The sequence below is a fragment of the Acidovorax sp. SUPP1855 genome, from assembly GCF_030158955.1.
Classification (GTDB): domain Bacteria; phylum Pseudomonadota; class Gammaproteobacteria; order Burkholderiales; family Burkholderiaceae_C; genus Paracidovorax.
This window is the reverse complement of the sequence record NZ_BQXI01000003.1, coordinates 22,413-40,089: the sequence shown is the minus strand read 5'-3', so window position 1 is coordinate 40,089 and position 17,677 is coordinate 22,413. Positions and strand designations below refer to the sequence as shown.

Here is a 17,677-nt window from a genome sequence, read left to right as displayed (position 1 = left end):
GGATGGAATGGATGGAGCTTCGACTGGATGCACATGGACTCTTTCAGGTGGAGTACTCCGATCGGGGTGAAACTGCTGCCTCATAAAGGACGAGACGCGCAAGGCTGCGAAACGTTCATGCCGCCGGCTGCTCCATGCGGCGGACTGGATGGTTACCGAAAGGCCTGTGCGAGCGCCTGGCACAGGTCATGCCGCAGCGTGTCGGCCTCTTCAGTGATGCACCCCAGACGCGCGAAATCGTGGACCATGCCGTTATAGATATGAAGGCTCACACCGACGCCCGCGGCCTCTAGTCGCTCGGCATAGAGCTTGCCTTCATCCATCAGCGGGTCGTACTCGGCAAGGACCAGGTGCACTGGTGCCAACCGGTCCAGGTCTTCGGCCTCAAGCGGCGCGAAGCGCCAGTCCCGTCTGTCCGTATCGCTGCGCAGGTATTGGCCGAACATCCAGTCCAAGGTTTCGCGTTCCAGCAGGTAGCCGGACGCCAGGCGTTCATGGGAAGCGCTGTCTTGCCGGGCGGCCGTACAGGGGTAGAGCAGCATTTGGAGTATGGGCTGTGGGCGCTGTGCATTCCGCTCGGCAATGCACAGTGCGGTCGCCAGCGTGCCGCCCACGCTGTCGCCTCCGATGGTCAGCTTCCGGGCGTCGAGTCCATGTTCGGGGCCATGAACTCTCAACCATGCCAGGGCGTCCTGGGCATCAAAAAAGGCCGTGGGAAAGCGGTGCTCTGGAGCCAGTCGGTAATCGACCGCTATCACGTTGCACGGGGTGCCATGCGCTAGATCGCGGCAAAGGCTGTCGTGGGAATCGAGGCCGCCCAGCACATAGCCACCGCCATGGAAGAACAACAGTGTTGGCGCTGGGGAGTCGGCCGCGCATCCGCGGTACAGCCTGGCAGGAAGCTTCGAGCCGTCGCGGGTCGGCAGCTCGAGCATCTTGATCGGCAGTTCATTGCCGGGTTGGTCCAGTGCGAGCGTGGAGCGGTCATAGGCTGCGCGCGCTTGTTCCGCCGTCATCTGGTGCATTTTTGGCCGTCCGGAGGATGGCGCATTGGCCAGTTCGAGGAATGCTTCGAGATCGGGATGCAGGGGCATGGTGTCCTTGGTCAAGCAGGCAAAGCCGAGGGCATTGCTTTCAGCCCTGATGACGCATCAGGGCTGGATTTGTTCAAGGTTCAAGGAGTTCTCGGTGTGGAGAGGGGCAGTTCGCAGATGGCCAAAAAGGGGCCGCTGTGAGTGGTGGTGAGATCGAAGCTCCTGTGCCGCACAACGCCTGCCAGGACTGCCTAGCCTTGCATTAGCGGCAGATCGTGCGTCCGCAATGGCGTGCCGCTGTTCCTGCGGGGGCGGCTGAACATTCTTCGATCTCGAACGTCTTGCAGGAATGGGTTGCTCTGCGCTGCCGAGCGCTTGGCAGTCAGCCGTCAGTAGTTACCTGTGCATACCCGAGAACCGGTCCGTCGGAGGCTGGAGTCGCCAATCGATGCGTCCGTGAGGCGCCAAGGAAAACCGTATGGAAAACTCAACCAGCCGGACAGCGGAGATTACCCGCCTGCTCAAGCCATTCCTGCCATGGATCGCCTTGTCGGCGATCGCGGGCATTCTCGCGGGTGCTGCGACGGTTGCATTGCTGGCAACCATCAACCAGGTCCTCAATCGCCCAGGAGGGATGGCGGGCGGGCTGTTGCTGACATTCATTGCCTTGTGCGCCACTGCGCTGGCGGGCCGTGCCGCCTCTGATATCTCCACCAATCTGGTGGGGCAGCGCTTGGTGGCTCAAGTGCGCAAGAGCTTGGCACAGAAGATCCTGGCCGCACCGATCGATGCGCTGGAGCGCTATCGCACCCACCGCCTCATGCCTGTCCTCACGCAGGACGTGGACATGATCAGCGACGTCGCCTTCGCGCTGGCCTCTACCGTGATCTCCATGGCCATCGCACTGGGCTGCCTGATTTATTTGGCCGTGCTGTCCTTGCCGCTGTTCGGCATGCTGGTGATTGCCCTGGTTTTTGGCATCACCATTCAAGTCATGGCGCAATCGCGCGGGGTCGCCGGCTTCTGGAAGGCGCGTGATCATGAGGAACAACTGCATAAGGCCTACCGGGGAATCAGCGAGGGTGCGAAAGAACTGCGCATGCACCGCGCTCGGCGTCGCCGAATCTTCGGCGAACAGATCGAGCGTACTGTCGATGCGATCAGGGACATCAATCGGCGCGCTATCAATACCTATGTGTTGGCGACCGCTTTCGGCTCGGCACTGTTCTTCCTGTTGATCGCCTTGATCCTTGGCTGGGCGGCCTTCCGCACCATGGAGCCCGCGGTGCTCAGCGGGTTCGTGCTGGTGCTGCTCTTTCTCAAAGGGCCGATGGACCAGATCGCAGGCTCCCTTCCGGGCATAGGGCGGGCCAAGGTGGCGTTTCAACGCATTGCAGACCTGTCGGCGCGCTTCGCGAGTCCGGAGCCGCATTTGCACCTGGACCGAGATCCCAGTGAAGTCGATTTGAAGGCGGGGATCGAACTGCGCGGCGTGCGCTACGCCTTTGACGCAGCCGAGGGAGGCGATCCCTTTGAGTTGGGTCCGATCGATCTGCAACTGCGCAAAGGCGAACTGGTATTCGTTGTCGGGGATAACGGCTCTGGCAAGACGACATTGATCAAGCTGCTGCTCGGGCTGTACGCACCGCAGGCTGGCGAGATATTGCTCGATGGGAAGGCGGTCACGCCGCAGACGCGCGACGACTATCGGCAACTGTTCACCACGGTGTTTTCCGATTTCTACCTGTTCGAGGATCTGGTGGCAGGTGGGGATGGAGCTCAGGTTGAGGCGCTGCCGCAGGCCGCGCTGCCGTATCTGGAGCGGCTGGAGATTGCCCACAAGCTCAGCGTCAAGGACGGTTCTTTCAGCACGATCGACTTGTCCACTGGACAGCGCAAGCGGCTGGCGCTGGTGCATGCTTACCTGGAGGGCCGGCCGGTGCTGGTGTTCGATGAATGGGCCGCTGATCAGGACCCTACCTTCCGCCATCTGTTCTATACCGAACTGTTGCCGGAGTTGCGCGCCAAGGGGCATTTGCTGGTGGTGATTTCGCACGACGACCGCTACTTTCATCTGGCCGATCGACTCGTGTGCATGCGAGCGGGGCAGGTCAAGGAAGAAAAAATCCAGAAGATCAAGGGGACAGCAGGGGCCAGTGAGACCGATGAGCATGTGGGCGATGACGCCCTCATTACCGTCTAAGTTGCTTCTGATCGCATGAACATGCCCAAGACCAAGCTTGTCTATATCTGGTCCCTGAGAAACGCCGCCGCCGATCAGGCTGGGCAGCATGTCCCCTACAAAGGCGGCCTCAGGTATATGAAGTCACCACTGGAGTATCTGGGGGAGGCGCTCGAAAGGACCGCACTGGGAGATGCATACAGCCTGGAAGCCGTGATTTACGACGATGACGAGGAATCGCCACGCGACCGAGAGAAACTTCGGGACTATGGCTTTGCGTATCGGCCTGACAGGCGCTGGTTCTATCCCCCAGAGCTATCGATCCAGGGGCGCAGAGTGAACGATCTCCTGCACGCGATCCCTTCTTCTTATCGACGGGAGCCACTGCATGCCCCGGAACGCGGGACTGGCAAACAGGCGTTCGAGAAAAACCTGCAGGACAAGCTGATCGACCTGGGGGCTGAACTGGTGTTGCTCGATGGTCTGCTGGTCATTCTCGATCGGCTGGTGCGTCCTGGTGCACCGTTCCATCGCAAGATCGTCAATATCCACCCGGGCATCACCCGGCTGGAATCTCCGTATGAGCGCCGTGGTGCATGTGCGACGCTCGATGCGTTGTACGGTGCTCGTGGTCTTGAAGTCGTGGATTGGACCTCGATGGAAACGCGGGCAGTGCCTCCACTTCTGATGACTGGTGCTTCGTGTCACTACGTGGACAACGGCATTGATTCAGGCGAGGTCATTTCCGACGTTCTGAAGACTGATATTGACCCAGCCGACACCATCCTTGAGCTTCGCTGGAACAATTTCACGAACAGCTTGTTTCCTGCGCTTCAGCAGGGGCTGGAAGTATTGGCTGGGCAGCATCGCAAAGGCCATGCAAGGCATTCAGAGATTGAGAACGCCTGACATCACGCGTGCGCATGAACAATCGAGCGGGATTGGCGAAATCAACCGGGCGATCACCCAGCTGGACCACATGACCCAGCAAAACGCCGCCCTGGTCGAAGAATCCTCGGCGACCGCGGCGGGCCTGAGAGGGCAGGCCCAGGCGCTGTCGCGCACGGTGACGGTGTTCAAGCTCGAGCCTGGCGTTCTTCCCGTGGCCCTGGCGCCCTCGTATCCACCCCCTGCGCTGAACCGCCTCACCCTGGCGCCTTGAGCGGCGGGACAGTCCGGACCTGCGGGGCCAGCCACCGCGCGCTTGTCGGTCTGCGCAATGCCTGCCGGTATGGGGGCTTTGCACCGGGGGGGCGCCGCACTTTTCAAATTGTCCGAATGCAGAATCTTCTCGAGCGCATCGCCAGCGCGGTGCGTCCATTGGCCCGCACGGGCCGCGTGGCCAGCTACATCCCCGGTTTGGCCGATGTAGAACCTTCGCAGTTCGGCATCGCCATTGCCACGCTGGAGGGCGACATCTACGCAGCCGGCGACTCTGACCAGCCATTCTCGATCCAGAGCATTTCCAAGGTGTTTGCGCTCACCCTGGCGATGCGTCTGAAGGACGATGAACTCTGGGCGCGTGTGGGGAGACTGCCTAGTTCGAACCAGTTCAATTCGCTCATCGAACTGGAACTGGAGGAAGGCAAGCCGCGCAACCCGTTTCTCAATCCCGGGGCGCTGGCGGTGTCCGACATGCTCAGCAGCCGCAACACCCAGATGGAACTGGCCGTGCTGTCGCTCCTGCGCGATCTTTCGGGCAATGCGGCGCTGCAGTACGACCTCGATGTGGCAAGGGGCGAGTTCGCCTGCGCGCACAGAAATCTGGCGGCCGCGCACCTGATGAAGAGTTTTGGCAATTTCCGCAACCCGGTCGAGGACGTCGTGAAGGCGTATTGCGCCCAGTGCGCGATCGCAGCCAGCTGCAAGGACCTGGCGGTGGCCGCGCTGTTTCTTGCCAATGGCGGTGCTGACCTGCGCATGCGCAAGGTCCTGGAAGCCCGCCAGGCCCAGCAGGTGTGCGCGCTCATGATGAGCAGCGGGACCTACGAAGCGTCCGGTGAAACCGCATTCAGCATAGGGTTGCCGATCAAGAGCGGAGTCGGTGGTGGCGTCCTCGCCGTGATTCCCCGGTTTGGCGCGGTGTGCTCCTGGTCGCCGCCATTGGACGAGAAGGGAAACTCTGTCGCGGGGTTGAAAGCCATCGAGCTCGTTGCTCCCGAACTGGACAGAACGGTTTTTTCATGACGAAAACCGCAAGCCAACGGGTTGAACCTTCGTCTGGTTCATCCCTGCGCCATGGACGGCGAGCGGCATCGCACCGGCCGTGCCAGACCATGTTTGATCCGATCACCCTACGAAGATGAGAGGTCCCTCACCAGGCCGTTGACCTTGAAGTTTGCACCCGCGCGCTGAGTGCAAGTCATGCTTCAAGTTCCCAATGCATGGGGTGCTGCTTTTTGTTGTGGCGGAGACTGTGAGATTCGAACTCACGGACGGTTGCCCGTCGGCAGTTTTCAAGACTGCTGGTTTAAACCGCTCACCCAAGTCTCCGCAAACTGGCGCGTATTCTATCCGGCCTCCACACCCCGCCCCCGCGCATCAGGCCGCCTGCAGCAGGCCCTTCTTCTCGATGAAGGCCACCACCTCGTCCAGCCCCTGCAGGGTTTTCAGATTGGTCATCACGAACGGCTTGGTGCCGCGCATGCGCGTGGTGTCGGCGGCCATCACGTCCAGGTTGGCGCCCACGTGCGGGGCCAGGTCGGTCTTGTTGATGACGAACAGGTCGCTCTTGGTGATGCCGGGGCCGCCCTTGCGGGGGATCTTCTCGCCCGCGGCCACATCGATCACGTAGAGCGTGAGGTCGCTCAGCTCGGGGCTGAACGTGGCCGCGAGGTTGTCGCCGCCGCTTTCGATGAAGACGACGTCGGCGTTCGGAAACTGCGCCAGCATGCGGTCGATGGCCTCCAGGTTGATGGAGGCGTCTTCGCGGATGGCGGTGTGGGGGCAGCCGCCGGTTTCCACGCCCAGGATGCGCTCCGCAGGCAGGGCGCCGCTCACCGTCAGCAGGCGCTGGTCTTCCTTGGTGTAGATGTCGTTGGTGATGGCGATCAGGTCGTGCTTGTCGCGCATGGCCTTGCACAGCATTTCCAGCAGGGTGGTCTTGCCCGAGCCGACGGGGCCGCCGATGCCCACGCGCAGCGGGGGCAGGGGCTTGGTGCGGTGGGGGATGTGGTGCAGTGCGGTGGTGCTGCCGGTGGTGGTGGTGTTCATGATCGGAAGAGGCGGGAGTATTGGGTTTCATGCTGCGCCGACAGGATGGCGAGCATGGGCGAGAAAGCCTGGCGGTCCGCGTCGCCGGTGTGCAGCGCGGCGTCGGTGGCGGCGGGAATGGCGGCGGCCAGCCGGGCCAGGATGCGCTGGCCGGCGCTCTGGCCCAGGGGCACGGCCTTGAGCGCGGCCTGCACCATGTTCTCGGCCCAGCCGAAGGTGTAGGCCAGCAGCACGTCGCGCGCGCCGGCTTCGGTGCCGGCGGCGGCCAGGGCGAAGGCGACAGGGTAGGTGGGGGTGGGCGGCAGGGCGGCGAGCGCGGCCACGTCTTGCAGCCGGGCGGCGTCGCCCGCGTACTGGTTGCGCAGCCAGTCGGCGAGCGAGCGGCCCATCTGCTCGGTCTGCAGGCGCATTTCGCTGGTTTCGCGCGTTTGCAGCACCCAGTCGTTCAATTGGCGCACGCGGGCGTGGTCGGCGGCGCGCCAGGCGGCCAGGGCCTGCTGCAGCACGGCCATGTCGCCGCGCGCCTGAGTGAGCTGCAGTTGCGCGGCCAGCCATTCGGCGGCAGCGGCTTCGGTGGTGACGCCAGCGCGCTCCACCGCTACTTCCAGCCCTTCGGAGTAGGAGAACCCGCCCACCGGCAGCGCCGGCGAGGCCAGCCAGATGAGCTGCAGCAGGCTGGCGGCGGGCAGGGCCGTGGGTGCGGCGGCGACGGACTCGGGCGCGGTGCAGTCGGGGGCCGTCATCCCTGCGTCAATCAATGGTTGTGGTGCGGGTGATCGCACTTCGCATGGTCATGGTCATGGGCGTGCGCATCGCCCTGATCGTGGCCATGGCTTGCATGGCGGTGCCCATGGTCATGCCCATCGCCGTGCGCGGGGGCGGTGGCCTCGTGCGAAGGGGCCGCGTGGTCGTGGCCATGTTCGTGACCGTGGTCATGGCCGTGGTGTCCGTGCCCATGGTGCCCGCCCGCCGCATAGGCGCCGCCCTCGGGCTCGAAGGGGGCTTCGATGGCGTTCACGATGAGGTGCATGGCGCGCAGCATGTCGGCCAGCACGTGGTCGGGCTCGATCTGCAGGTGGGTGGGCGTGAGTTCGATGGGCACGTGCCGGTTGCCCAGGTGGTAGGCGGCGCGGGTCAGATCGAAAGCGGTGCCGTGGCGGGTGCAGTGCGTGATGCGCAACACCGCCTGGGGCGCGGCGATCACGCGGACCAGGGCGCCGTCCTCGGCCACCAGCACGTCGCCGCCGCGCACGGCGGTGCCGCGGGGCAGGAAGATGCCCAGTTCCCGCCCGGTGGAGTCGGTGGCGGCGAAGCGGCTTTTCTGGCGCGTGTCCCAGTCGAGTTCGAGGGTGGCGGCGCGCTTGACGAGCACGGGCGCGAGGCCCTTGCCCTGGGCGATGAGTTTGGAGACTTGAAGCATGCGTGCGATCAGAACAGAAAGTAGCGTTGCGCCATGGGCAGCACGGTCGCGGGCTCGCAGGTGAGCAGCTGGCCGTCGGCGCGCACGGTGTAGGTCTGCGCGTCGATCTCCATGCGCGGCGTGTAGTGGTTGTGCACCATGTGCTGCTTGCGCACGCCGCGCACGCCGCGCACGGCGCTGAGCTGCTTGGCCAGGCCGAAGCGCTCGCCAATGCCCGCGGCCAGTCCGGCCTGCGACACGAAGGTGAGCGAGGTGCGGGCCAGCGCCCCGCCGAAGGCGCCGAACATGGGCCGGTAGTGCACGGGCTGCGGCGTGGGGATGGAGGCGTTGGGGTCGCCCATGGCGGCCATGGCGATGAAGCCGCCCTTCAGGATCATGGCGGGCTTGACGCCGAAGAAGGCGGGCTTCCAGATCACGATGTCGGCCCACTTGCCCACCTCCAGGCTGCCCACCTCGTGGCTGATGCCGTGGGCGATGGCGGGGTTGATGGTGTATTTGGCCACGTAGCGCTTGATGCGCGTGTTGTCGTTGCGCGCGGTGTCGCCGTCCAGCGTGCCGCGCTGCGCCTTCATCTTGTGGGCGGTCTGCCAGGTGCGCAGGATGACCTCGCCCACGCGGCCCATGGCCTGGCTGTCGCTGCTCATCATGCTGATGGCGCCCAGGTCGTGCAGCACGTCTTCGGCCGCGATGGTTTCCTTGCGGATGCGGCTCTCCGCGAAGGCCAGGTCTTCGGCGATGGAGGCGTCCAGGTGGTGGCACACCATCAGCATGTCCACATGCTCGTCCAGCGTGTTCACCGTGTAGGGCATGGTGGGGTTGGTGGAAGACGGCAGAAAGTTGGCCTCGCCCACCACGCGCAGGATGTCGGGCGCATGCCCGCCGCCCGCGCCTTCGGTGTGGAAGGCGCAGATGCCGCGGCCCGCCACGGCGGCGATGGTGTTCTCGACGAAGCCGCTCTCGTTGAGCGTGTCGGAGTGGATGGCGACCTGCGTGTCGGTGGCGTCGGCCACGTCCAGGCAGTTGCTGATGGCCGCCGGCGTGGTGCCCCAGTCCTCGTGCAGCTTGAGGCCGATCACGCCCGCGTCGATCTGCTCGTGCAGCGCGTCGGGCAGGCTGGCGTTGCCCTTGCCGAGAAAGCCGAGGTTCATGGGAAAGGCGTCGGCCGCCTGCAGCATGCGCTCGATGTTCCAGGGGCCCGAGGTGCAGGTGGTGGCCAGCGTGCCGGTGGCCGGGCCGGTGCCGCCGCCCAGCATGGTGGTCACGCCCGAGGCCAGGGCCTCTTCGATCTGCTGTGGGCAGATGAAGTGGATGTGGCTGTCGATGCCGCCCGCGGTGACGATGTTGCCCTCGCAGCTGATGATCTCGGTGCCGGGGCCGATGACGATGTCCACGCCGGGCTGCGTGTCGGGATTGCCGGCCTTGCCGATGGCGGCGATGCGCCCGCCTTTCAAACCGATGTCGGCCTTGACGATGCCCCAGTGGTCCAGGATGAGCGCGTTGGTCAGCACCGTGTCCATGGGGCCCCCGGCCGTGGGGCCGGTGCCCTGACCGTCGCGCGTGCGCTGGCCCTGCGCCATGCCGTCGCGGATGGTCTTGCCGCCGCCGAACTTCACCTCTTCGCCATAGGCGCCGGCGCGCAGCGTGTAGTCCTGCTCCACCTCGGCGATGAGCCCGGTGTCGGCCAGGCGCACGCGGTCTCCGACGGTGGGGCCGAACATCTCGGCATAGGCGCGTTTGGACACAGTGGCCATGGGAATGCTCTCCAGCTCTCGGGCGGTTCGAAAAGGGATGGGGTCGGTGTTCAGGCGGCGGCCGGGGCCGGCGGCTCGCCCAGCGGCCCCTGCGTGAGGCCCCGAAAGCCGTACACCGTGCGGTCGCCCGCGTAGTCCACCAGCTCCACCGTGCGCTGCTGGCCGGGCTCGAAGCGCACCGCCGTGCCGCTGGCGATGTTCAGCCGCATGCCGCGCGCGGCGTCGCGGTCGAAGCCGAGCGCGCCGTTGGTCTCGGCGAAGTGGTAGTGCGAGCCGACCTGGATCGGCCGGTCGGCGGTGTTGCGCACCACCAGGGTGAGGGTGCGGCGGCCGGTGTTGAGCGCGTGCTCGCCGTCGTCGATGAGGAGTTCGCCGGGGATCATGGGGTGGGCTCGCAGTGGGATGGTGCAGTGGTCGATGCGTTGGGCCGCTCAGGCCATGCGCACGAGCAGCGTGGCGCCCAGCAGCGCGGTCGAGGCGCCCGCCGCCACGGCCAGCCAGCGGTGGCGCGCCACCACGGCATGGCCCAGGGCGATGCCGGCGGCGTGCAGCGCGGCGGTGGCGATCACCATGCCAGCCAGGGCCAGCCACTGGCCGCTGCCGCCCAGTTCGGTGCCGTGCGCCGCGCCGTGGAAGAACGCGAACGCGCCCGCCAGCCCCGCGGCCAGCGGCAGTGCCAAATGGCGGCGCCAGGCGACCAGCAGGCCCAGCACCAGCAGCGAGGCGGCGATCATCGGCTCCACCGCCGGCACCGCCACGCCAAGGAAGCCGGCCGTGGCCCCTGCCACCAGCAGCGCCACGAAGGCGGCGGGCGCCAGCCACACGGGGCGCACGGCCAGTGCGCTCCACACGCCCACGGCCAGCATGGCGGCCAGGTGGTCCAGGCCGGTGAACGGGTGGACCAGGCCGTCGAGGAAGCCGGCGTCGGCATGCAGCGCGTCCTGCGCGCCATGGCCCGGGTGGGCGAAGGCGAGGGCGGGCAACAGCAGCAGCGCGGCGGCGGAGACGAAGGAGCGGGTTTTTGCTTCTTTTTTCATAGCATCAAGGGAAATAGGTACTAGGGCGTGAGAGGGATTTGGTTCAAAACCCGTCACACGATGGGCTGGTGCACGGTGACCAGCTTGGTGCCGTCGGGGAAGGTGGCCTCGACCTGGATGTCGGGAATCATCTCGGGCACGCCTTCCATCACGTCGGCCCGCGTGAGCACCGTGCGGCCCTCGCTCATGAGCTGGGCGACGGTCTTGCCGTCGCGCGCGCCTTCCATCACGGCGGCGCTGATGAGGGCCATGGATTCGGGGTAGTTGAGCTTGAGTCCGCGCGCGCGGCGCCGCTCGGCGAGCAGCGCGGCGGTGAAGATCAGGAGCTTGTCTTTTTCGCGGGGGGTGAGTTCCATGGCGCAGCGGGCGGTGGGAGGGCAAAGGGGAGGGAATGCCGCATGGTAGTCAGCAATCGCCATGCCCGTCCATACGCCGGATGGCGGTGGTGGCACCGCGTGGCATGGAACCTGCACCCCGCGCCCCTGCCCCCATGACGCCCGCCAGCCCCGCCATCGCCCCCGCGGCCCCTTCCCCGGCCCCTTCTTCGCCGGCGCCCGCCGACCACCTGGCCGCCGTGCCGCAGCAGGTGGTGAAGGTGCGCCGCGACTACAACAGCTGGGTCGCCACCGAGACGATGGAGGACTACGCGCTGCGCTTCACGCCGCAGCGCTTTCGGCGCTGGTCCGAATGGCGGGTGGCCAACACGGCGTTCGGCGCGGCCTCGTTCCTGGTGCTGGAGGCGGTGGGCGCCACGCTGCTGGTGCAGTACGGTTTTTTGAACGCCTTCTGGGCCATCGTGGCCACGGGGCTCATCATCTTCCTGGCGGGCCTGCCGATCAGCGTGTACGCCGCGCGCTACGGAGTGGACATGGACCTGCTCACGCGCGGGGCGGGCTTCGGCTACATCGGCTCGACCATCACCTCGCTGATCTACGCCACCTTCACCTTCATCTTCTTCGCGCTGGAGGCGGCCGTGATGGCCTATGCGCTGGAGCTGGCGCTGGACATCCCGCCGCGCTGGGGCTACCTCATCTGCGCGCTGGCGGTGATCCCGCTGGTCACGCACGGGGTGTCGGCCATCAGCCTGCTGCAGGTGTGGACGCAGCCGCTGTGGCTGGTGATGCTGGTGGTGCCGTTCGTGTACGTGCTGGCGCGCGATCCTGGTGCATTCACCGGGGTGATGCACTACGGCGGGGAATCCGGTGCGGTCTCCACGTTCAATCTGCCCCTGTTTGGTGCGGCGCTCACCGTGGGCATCGCCCTTATCACCCAGATGGGCGAGCAGGCCGACTACCTGCGCTTCATGCCCGCGCGCACGCCGGCCAACCGCTGGCGCTGGTGGCTCGGGGTGCTGGCCGGCGGGCCGGGCTGGGTGGTGCTGGGCGTGGTCAAGATGCTGGGCGGCGCGTTGCTGGCGTACCTGGCGATCAGCCACATGGTGCCCCTGGAGCGCGCGGTGGACCCGAACCAGATGTACCTGGCGGCGTACGAATACGTGTTCCCGCACTACGGCTGGGCGGTGGCGGCCACGGCGCTGTTCGTCGTCGTCTCGCAGATCAAGATCAACGTGACCAATGCCTACGCCGGCTCGCTGGCGTGGAGCAATTTCTTCTCGCGCCTGACCCACAGCCACCCGGGGCGGGTGGTTTGGGTGGTGTTCAACACGCTCATCGCGTTCATGCTCATGGAGATGAACGTGTTCAAGGCGCTGGGGCAGGTGCTGGGGCTGTACTCCAACCTCGCCATCGCCTGGATGATGGCGGTGGTGGCCGACCTGGTGGTGAACAAGCCGCTGGGCCTGTCGCCCCGGGGCATCGAGTTCAAGCGCGCGCACCTGTACGACATCAACCCGGTGGGCGTGGGGGCCATGGCGCTGGCCTCGGGGCTGTCCATCGTGGCGCACCTGGGGCTGTTCGGGCCGCTGGCACAGGCGTTCTCGGCCGTGATCGCCATGGTGACGGCCTTCGTCGCGGCGCCGCTCATCGCCTGGGCCACGCGCGGGCGCTACTACCTGGCCCGGCCCGCCGGTGCCCAGGCGCCGGCCGTGGGCACGCCCGGGGCCTGGGCGGTGCAGCGCTGCGTGGTGTGCGAGCGCGAGTACGAGGCGCCCGACATGGCGCAATGCCCCGCCTACCGCGGCACCATCTGCTCGCTGTGCTGCACGCTGGATGCGCGCTGCGGCGACATGTGCAAGCCCCACGCGCACCTGGCCGTGCAGTGGAGCGCGGCCCTGCGCTGGGTGCTGCCGCGGCGGGTGTGGCGCATGCTCGACACGGGCCTGGGCCACTTCCTGCTGCTGATGCTGGTGATCGCGCCGCTGCTGGCCGCCGTGTTCGGGCTGTTCTACCACCAGGAGCTGCAGACGCTCACCCCCCTGGCGCCCGACAGCGGCCCGGGCACGGGGGCCGGCTTCGGCACGCATGCCGCGCTGCGATCGGGGCTGCTCAAGGCCTATCTGGCGCTGCTGGTCATCTCGGGCATCGTGGCGTGGTGGCTGGTGCTGGCGCACAAGAGCCGCAAGGTCGCGCAGGAGGAATCCAACCGCCAGACCCACCTGCTGCAGCGCGAGATCCACCTGCACCGCCAGACCGACCAGGCCTTGCAGGAGGCCCGCCGCATCGCCGAGCACGCGCGCTCGCAGGCCGAGCAGGCGCGCGGCGTGGCCGAGGAAGCGCGCGAGGAGGCCGAGGGCGCCCGGCTGCTGGCCGACCAGGCCAACCAGGCCAAGAGCCGCTACATCAGCGCCATCAGCCACGAACTGCGCACGCCGCTCAACAGCATCCTGGGCTATGCCCAGCTCATGGGCGAGGACGCCGCCGTGCCGCCGCACCGCCAGCAGGCCGTGAGCGTGATCCGCCGCGGCGGCGAGCATTTGCTGTCGCTCATCGAAGGCACGCTGGACATCGCCCGCATCGAAAGCGGCAAGCTCACGCTGCAGGTGCGTCCCATGCGCTTTGCCGACTGCCTGCACGAGATGTGCGACATGTTCGAGCCGCAGGCGCGCGCCAAGGGGCTGGCGTTCCGCTTCGAGCCGCAGGGCACCTTGCCCGAGTGGGTGCGCGGCGATGACAAGCGCGTGCGCCAGATCCTCATCAATCTCATCGGCAACGCCATCAAGTTCACCGCCAGCGGCCATGTGCGGCTGTCGGTGCGGCACGCGCGCGAGCTGGCCCTGATCGAGATCGAGGACAGCGGCCCGGGCCTCACCGAGGCCGAGCGCGCCAGCATCTTCGAGCCCTTCGCGCGCGGCGCGGCCAGCAGCCAGGGCGCCGCGCCTGGCGCGGGCCTGGGGCTCACCATCGCCAAGATGCTCACCGAACTGATGGGCGGCGAGATGACGGTGACCAGCACGCCGGGCGCGGGCGCGCTGTTCCGCATCCGCCTGTTCCTGCCCGAGGTGCACCCGGGCGCAGTGGGTGAGGCCCTGGGCCCCGCGCGCCTGCGCGCGCCGCGCCGGGGCTACGCCGGCCCGCGCCGCCGCCTGCTGGTGGTGGACAACGAAGAGGCCGACCGCGAGCTGCTGGTGCAGTTGCTCGCGCCGCTGGGCTTCACCCTGCGCACCGCCGCCAGCGGCCACGACGCGCTGGACCTGATCGCGGCCGGCTACCGGCCCGATGCGGTGTTCATGGACCTCGCCATGCCGGGCATCGACGGCTGGGAGACCATCCGCCGCCTGCGCCAGCTCGAAGCCGCCGTGCAAGGCGCGCAGGCGCCCGCGCACATCGCCGTGGTCTCCGCCAACGCCTTCGACAAGGGGCTGGAGAACGACGTGGGCATCCGCCCCGAGGATTTCATCGTCAAGCCCGTGCGCCACAGCGAGCTGCTGGACTGGCTGGAGCGGCGCCTGGCCCTGGCCTGGATCGAGGATGTGCCGGCGCCGACCGCGCCACCCGCTCCGGGCCCGACCTCGGAGCCGCCCCGGGCCCCCGCCGCCAAGGCGCTGCCCGACCCGTCCCGCCTGCCGGCCCTGTCCGAAGCCGTCGAGCTGGGCTACTACCGCGGCGTGCTCAACCAGCTGGGCGCCATCGAGGCCGCGCAGCCCGGGTGCGCGGCCTGGGTGGGCGAGGCGCGCGACCATGCGCGGCAGTTCCGTTTCGAGGCCATCGCCCGCATGGTGGCCGAGGCCGCCGCATCCCATCCTCCTTCCCCATGACCGCGACCGCCATGCTCCCCACCGATGTGCTGCCCCTGGATGCCACCGCGCAGGCGCTCGACCGCACCCGCGCCGACGTGGTGCTGATCGTGGACGACGTGCCCGACAACCTCGCCGTGCTGCACGACGCGCTCGACGAATCCGGCTATACCGTGCTCGTGGCCACCAATGGCGAGACCGCGCTGTCGCGTGCGGCGCAGGCGCTGCCCGACGTGGTGCTGCTCGACGCGATGATGCCGGGCATGGACGGCTTCGAGGTCGCGCGGCGGCTGAAAGGCCTGCCGGCCACCGCGCACATCCCCATCATCTTCATGACCGGCCTGACCGAGACCGAGCACCTGGTCGCCGCGCTGGACGCGGGCGGCGTGGACTACGTGACCAAGCCCATCAAGCCCAAGGAGGTGCTCGCGCGCATGAACGTGCACCTGCAGGGCGCGCGCCGCGCCCGCCAGGAGATCCGCCAGGCCGGCCAGGCGCGCAACGCGCTCGACGCCTTCGGCTACGCCAGCATCACCGTGCGCGCGAGCGACGGCCGGCTCATGTGGCAGACCGCCTTGGCGCGCGAGCTGCTGCACGGCTACTTCGGTGGCGGTGCGGCCACCGGCGCGGCGGGCGAGGCCTTGCCGGTGCCCGCTTTCGCCCCCGCGCCGGTCACCGAGTGGCTGCAGTCGCAGCTGCCCCGCCTGGCCGATCTGGCCGCGCAGCAGCTGGAGCCGCCGCGCCTGGTGGTGGAGCAGGGCGCGCGCCGCCTGTCGTTCAGCCTGCACCAGCAGACCGGCGACAGCGAAGGCGGCGGCGACTGGCTGATCGTGATGCGCGAGGTGTCCGACGCCGCCGTGATCGAAGCCATGGGCCTGTCGTTCAAGCTCACCGCCCGCGAGGCCGAGGTGCTGTACTGGCTCGTCAAGGGCAAGACCAACCGCGACATCGGCGACATCCTGGGCGCCAGCCCCGCCACGGTCAAGAAGCACCTGGAGCGCGTGTACGTGAAGCTGGGCGTGGAAACGCGCACCGCCGCGGCCGGCATCGCCATGGCGCGCATCCGGCAGACGCACCCGCAGTTCGAGGGCTGAGCGGGGAGGCCGGTTGAATTCGTGTAGCTGGAGACGGCTTCGTTCGGCGAGCGACGGGGTGTTGTGTTTCGTTGGTCAATAGGGGCACTCTTTCTTTTGCAGGCCATGACCCTCTCCAAAATTTTCCGCCCATCCGTGTCCATCGCATGGAATCTCGGGAAACCGGCTGGGTCACATGCTGCTGCTGTTCCCGCTGCTCCCGCACGGCCTCCATCGGCCGGACCCTTGCAGCCACGAGGGCGCCGGTCCTTGCCCGAGCGGGAAGACGTGCGACCGCGGCAGGTCACGATCCGGGCAGTGGATGAAGCCGCCCTGTCCCGCATGAGCCGACTGGTCGGTGCCACCATCGATCCGCGCGTTGCCACCGCACTCTTGCCGGAATCCGATCCGGATGCCGGGCCTGTCCGGTTCGACGGTCGCGGACAGATTCTTGGCTTCAACACGCTCCCTGGCCGCCCTGTCCCTGCCGCGCTGATCGACCGCCTGGAAACGGCGGTGATTCGCCCTCTGACCCAGACCAACGCTCACGCATCTGCACAAGCGCCCAGACCCGAGCGAGACCTCCTCGTGCGAGCCATGCACGTACTTCGCCTGTACGACAGTGAGACCAACGCAGCACTGCGCCAGGAGGCCAAGGCCCTGTTTCTGTCTTCGTCTTTCAGCCGTGACACGGTGTCCGCGTTCTTGAAGGGTGCCGCACAACGCCTGGTGGCCGATCCGCTGCTTCAAGACCAATTCGATAAGCTGGCCACGGAGGCCGCCAAAGCCGTCTCCGTCGCTCAACAGGCCGACAATCTGTACGGTCGCACTTTTGAAACGTTTCTTGCGGAGGACCTGATCGAGAACCCACCCCAGGGTTTGCTGGATACGGCGGCGGCGTTGGGGCGTGGAATGTTCGACACGGTGCTGGAGCTGCATAACGCCGATCGTGCCGCGCTCATGAAAGAGCTGATCAACAAGCTCTCGACGGGCGCTCGGCCGTGGTTCGGCCATTCCGCATCGCTGCTGGAGTTTGCGAAATCCCCCTCCATGACCACCCTCGCGGCTTGCCTGTCCGATGCGTCCACCGGCATCGAGGCCGTCAAGGTGATGCACATGGCCCAGCGTTTCGTGCATTCCATCAACGATGTTTCCGAACGCGGTGAGATGGAGCGTCCCGACTGGTACAGACGTTGCCTGGACTACTACTCGGACTTCATGTCAACGCAAAAGCCCGCGGGAACGAGTCCGCTGGGCCTGACTTCGCAGAGCCCTGGCATCTGGCTTCACTATCACCCTAAGGCATCCAGCATCCAAAATCCCGGAACGGGAAGGGACAACACCCATTCGCGCATACCGCAGGCCGATGCACTGAGTCTGTTCGAACAAGATGCTTTTTCCCGAGGGCAGACGGTGGTCAACGGGCTGTCTGGCCAGACAGGCATGGTGTCCTTCTTTGCGCAGCACTTGTCTGAGGCAGACCCGTCGGTGTCGATGAAAAACGTTCACCTCGGCATGCTGATGACGCTGGTCTTCAATGGCGGGCACTCACGGAGGAAGTGCTGGCCACCGCCCATGCTCTGCAACCCATGCACACGCCGGGCCGCACGGATGACCGCGCCAATGCGGCATTCATCGGCGGCTACGAGGCGCTTCTGGATCTGGCCGAGGATGAAGCGTCAAAGAAGGATCTCGCCGCGCGGCTGGAGCGGGCCGTGGATCGGACGGTGCAGTACTGCGCGGATCATGTGGCATGAGGCACACAGCGGGCCAAGGCGTTCGCCGAGTTGCAGCGACGGTGCCTTTGCGGGTATTGCCCTCACGGCGTGAGGAGC

15 protein-coding genes and 1 tRNA gene are annotated in these 17,677 nt (G+C 66.8%); 7 read left to right on the top strand and 9 right to left on the bottom strand.

Annotation, left to right across the window (positions count from 1 at the left end):
- Positions 1-152 precede the first annotated feature (152 nt).
- Positions 153-1,094 carry an alpha/beta hydrolase gene (locus AVMA1855_RS03365; protein ID WP_284424761.1) on the bottom strand — a complete coding sequence of 314 codons (942 nt, stop codon included), beginning with the start codon at positions 1,092-1,094 and terminating at the stop codon, positions 153-155.
- Between the two features lie 418 nt (positions 1,095-1,512).
- Here AVMA1855_RS03365 and AVMA1855_RS03360 point away from each other — a divergent pair, with 418 nt between their 5' ends.
- The 4 genes from AVMA1855_RS03360 (at position 1,513) to AVMA1855_RS03345 (ending at position 5,403) form a co-directional block, all read left to right on the top strand.
- Positions 1,513-3,237 (top strand): cyclic peptide export ABC transporter, encoded by a 1,725-nt coding sequence (locus AVMA1855_RS03360; RefSeq protein WP_284424601.1) that lies wholly within the window; start codon positions 1,513-1,515, stop codon positions 3,235-3,237.
- Positions 3,238-3,258: 21 nt separating this feature from the next.
- Positions 3,259-4,125, top strand: coding sequence for a formyl transferase (locus AVMA1855_RS03355; RefSeq protein ID WP_284424600.1), 867 nt, complete (start codon positions 3,259-3,261; stop codon positions 4,123-4,125).
- Between the two features lie 70 nt (positions 4,126-4,195).
- Complete coding sequence (locus tag AVMA1855_RS03350) at positions 4,196-4,378, top strand: chemotaxis protein (RefSeq protein ID WP_349817085.1); 183 nt, start codon at positions 4,196-4,198, stop codon at positions 4,376-4,378.
- A 116-nt stretch (positions 4,379-4,494) separates the two neighbouring features.
- Entirely contained in the window at positions 4,495-5,403 is a 909-nt protein-coding gene (locus tag AVMA1855_RS03345; protein ID WP_284424599.1) for a glutaminase, read from the top strand.
- Positions 5,404-5,621: 218 nt separating this feature from the next.
- Here the strand turns inward: AVMA1855_RS03345 and AVMA1855_RS03340 are convergent.
- From AVMA1855_RS03340 to AVMA1855_RS03305, 8 genes are all read right to left on the bottom strand, one after another.
- Positions 5,622-5,709: transfer RNA gene (locus tag AVMA1855_RS03340), tRNA-Ser, on the bottom strand.
- 48 nt (positions 5,710-5,757) lie between these two features.
- Entirely contained in the window at positions 5,758-6,429 is a 672-nt protein-coding gene (gene ureG / locus AVMA1855_RS03335; RefSeq protein ID WP_284424598.1) for an urease accessory protein UreG, read from the bottom strand.
- Positions 6,426-7,172: an urease accessory protein UreF gene (locus tag AVMA1855_RS03330; protein WP_284424597.1), complete on the bottom strand. Its 747-nt coding sequence runs from the start codon at positions 7,170-7,172 to the stop codon at positions 6,426-6,428. Before AVMA1855_RS03330 ends, ureG begins: the two co-directional genes overlap by 4 nt.
- Positions 7,173-7,183: 11 nt before the next feature.
- Complete coding sequence (gene ureE / locus AVMA1855_RS03325; RefSeq protein WP_284424596.1) at positions 7,184-7,849, bottom strand: urease accessory protein UreE; 666 nt, start codon at positions 7,847-7,849, stop codon at positions 7,184-7,186.
- An 8-nt stretch (positions 7,850-7,857) separates the two neighbouring features.
- On the bottom strand, positions 7,858-9,600 hold the full coding sequence (gene ureC, locus AVMA1855_RS03320) for an urease subunit alpha (protein ID WP_284424595.1): 1,743 nt from the start codon (positions 9,598-9,600) through the stop codon (positions 7,858-7,860).
- 50 nt (positions 9,601-9,650) lie between these two features.
- Entirely contained in the window at positions 9,651-9,983 is a 333-nt protein-coding gene (locus AVMA1855_RS03315; RefSeq protein ID WP_272564743.1) for an urease subunit beta, read from the bottom strand.
- Positions 9,984-10,031: 48 nt separating this feature from the next.
- Entirely contained in the window at positions 10,032-10,637 is a 606-nt protein-coding gene (locus AVMA1855_RS03310; RefSeq protein ID WP_284424594.1) for a HupE/UreJ family protein, read from the bottom strand.
- A 53-nt stretch (positions 10,638-10,690) separates the two neighbouring features.
- Positions 10,691-10,993, bottom strand: a complete 303-nt coding sequence (locus tag AVMA1855_RS03305) for an urease subunit gamma (RefSeq protein WP_092745910.1) — start codon at positions 10,991-10,993, stop codon at positions 10,691-10,693.
- A 134-nt stretch (positions 10,994-11,127) separates the two neighbouring features.
- Between AVMA1855_RS03305 and AVMA1855_RS03300 the strand changes: the two genes are divergently transcribed.
- From AVMA1855_RS03300 to AVMA1855_RS03290, 3 genes are all read left to right on the top strand, one after another.
- Positions 11,128-14,790, top strand: coding sequence for an ATP-binding protein (locus AVMA1855_RS03300; RefSeq protein WP_284424593.1), 3,663 nt, complete (start codon positions 11,128-11,130; stop codon positions 14,788-14,790).
- A gap of 11 nt (positions 14,791-14,801) precedes the next feature.
- A complete protein-coding gene (locus AVMA1855_RS03295; RefSeq protein WP_502870257.1) occupies positions 14,802-15,863 on the top strand; it encodes a response regulator in 1,062 nt (353 codons plus the stop codon).
- Positions 15,864-16,112: 249 nt separating this feature from the next.
- A complete protein-coding gene (locus AVMA1855_RS03290) occupies positions 16,113-17,672 on the top strand; it encodes a hypothetical protein (protein WP_284424591.1) in 1,560 nt (519 codons plus the stop codon).
- Positions 17,673-17,677: the final 5 nt, after the last annotated feature.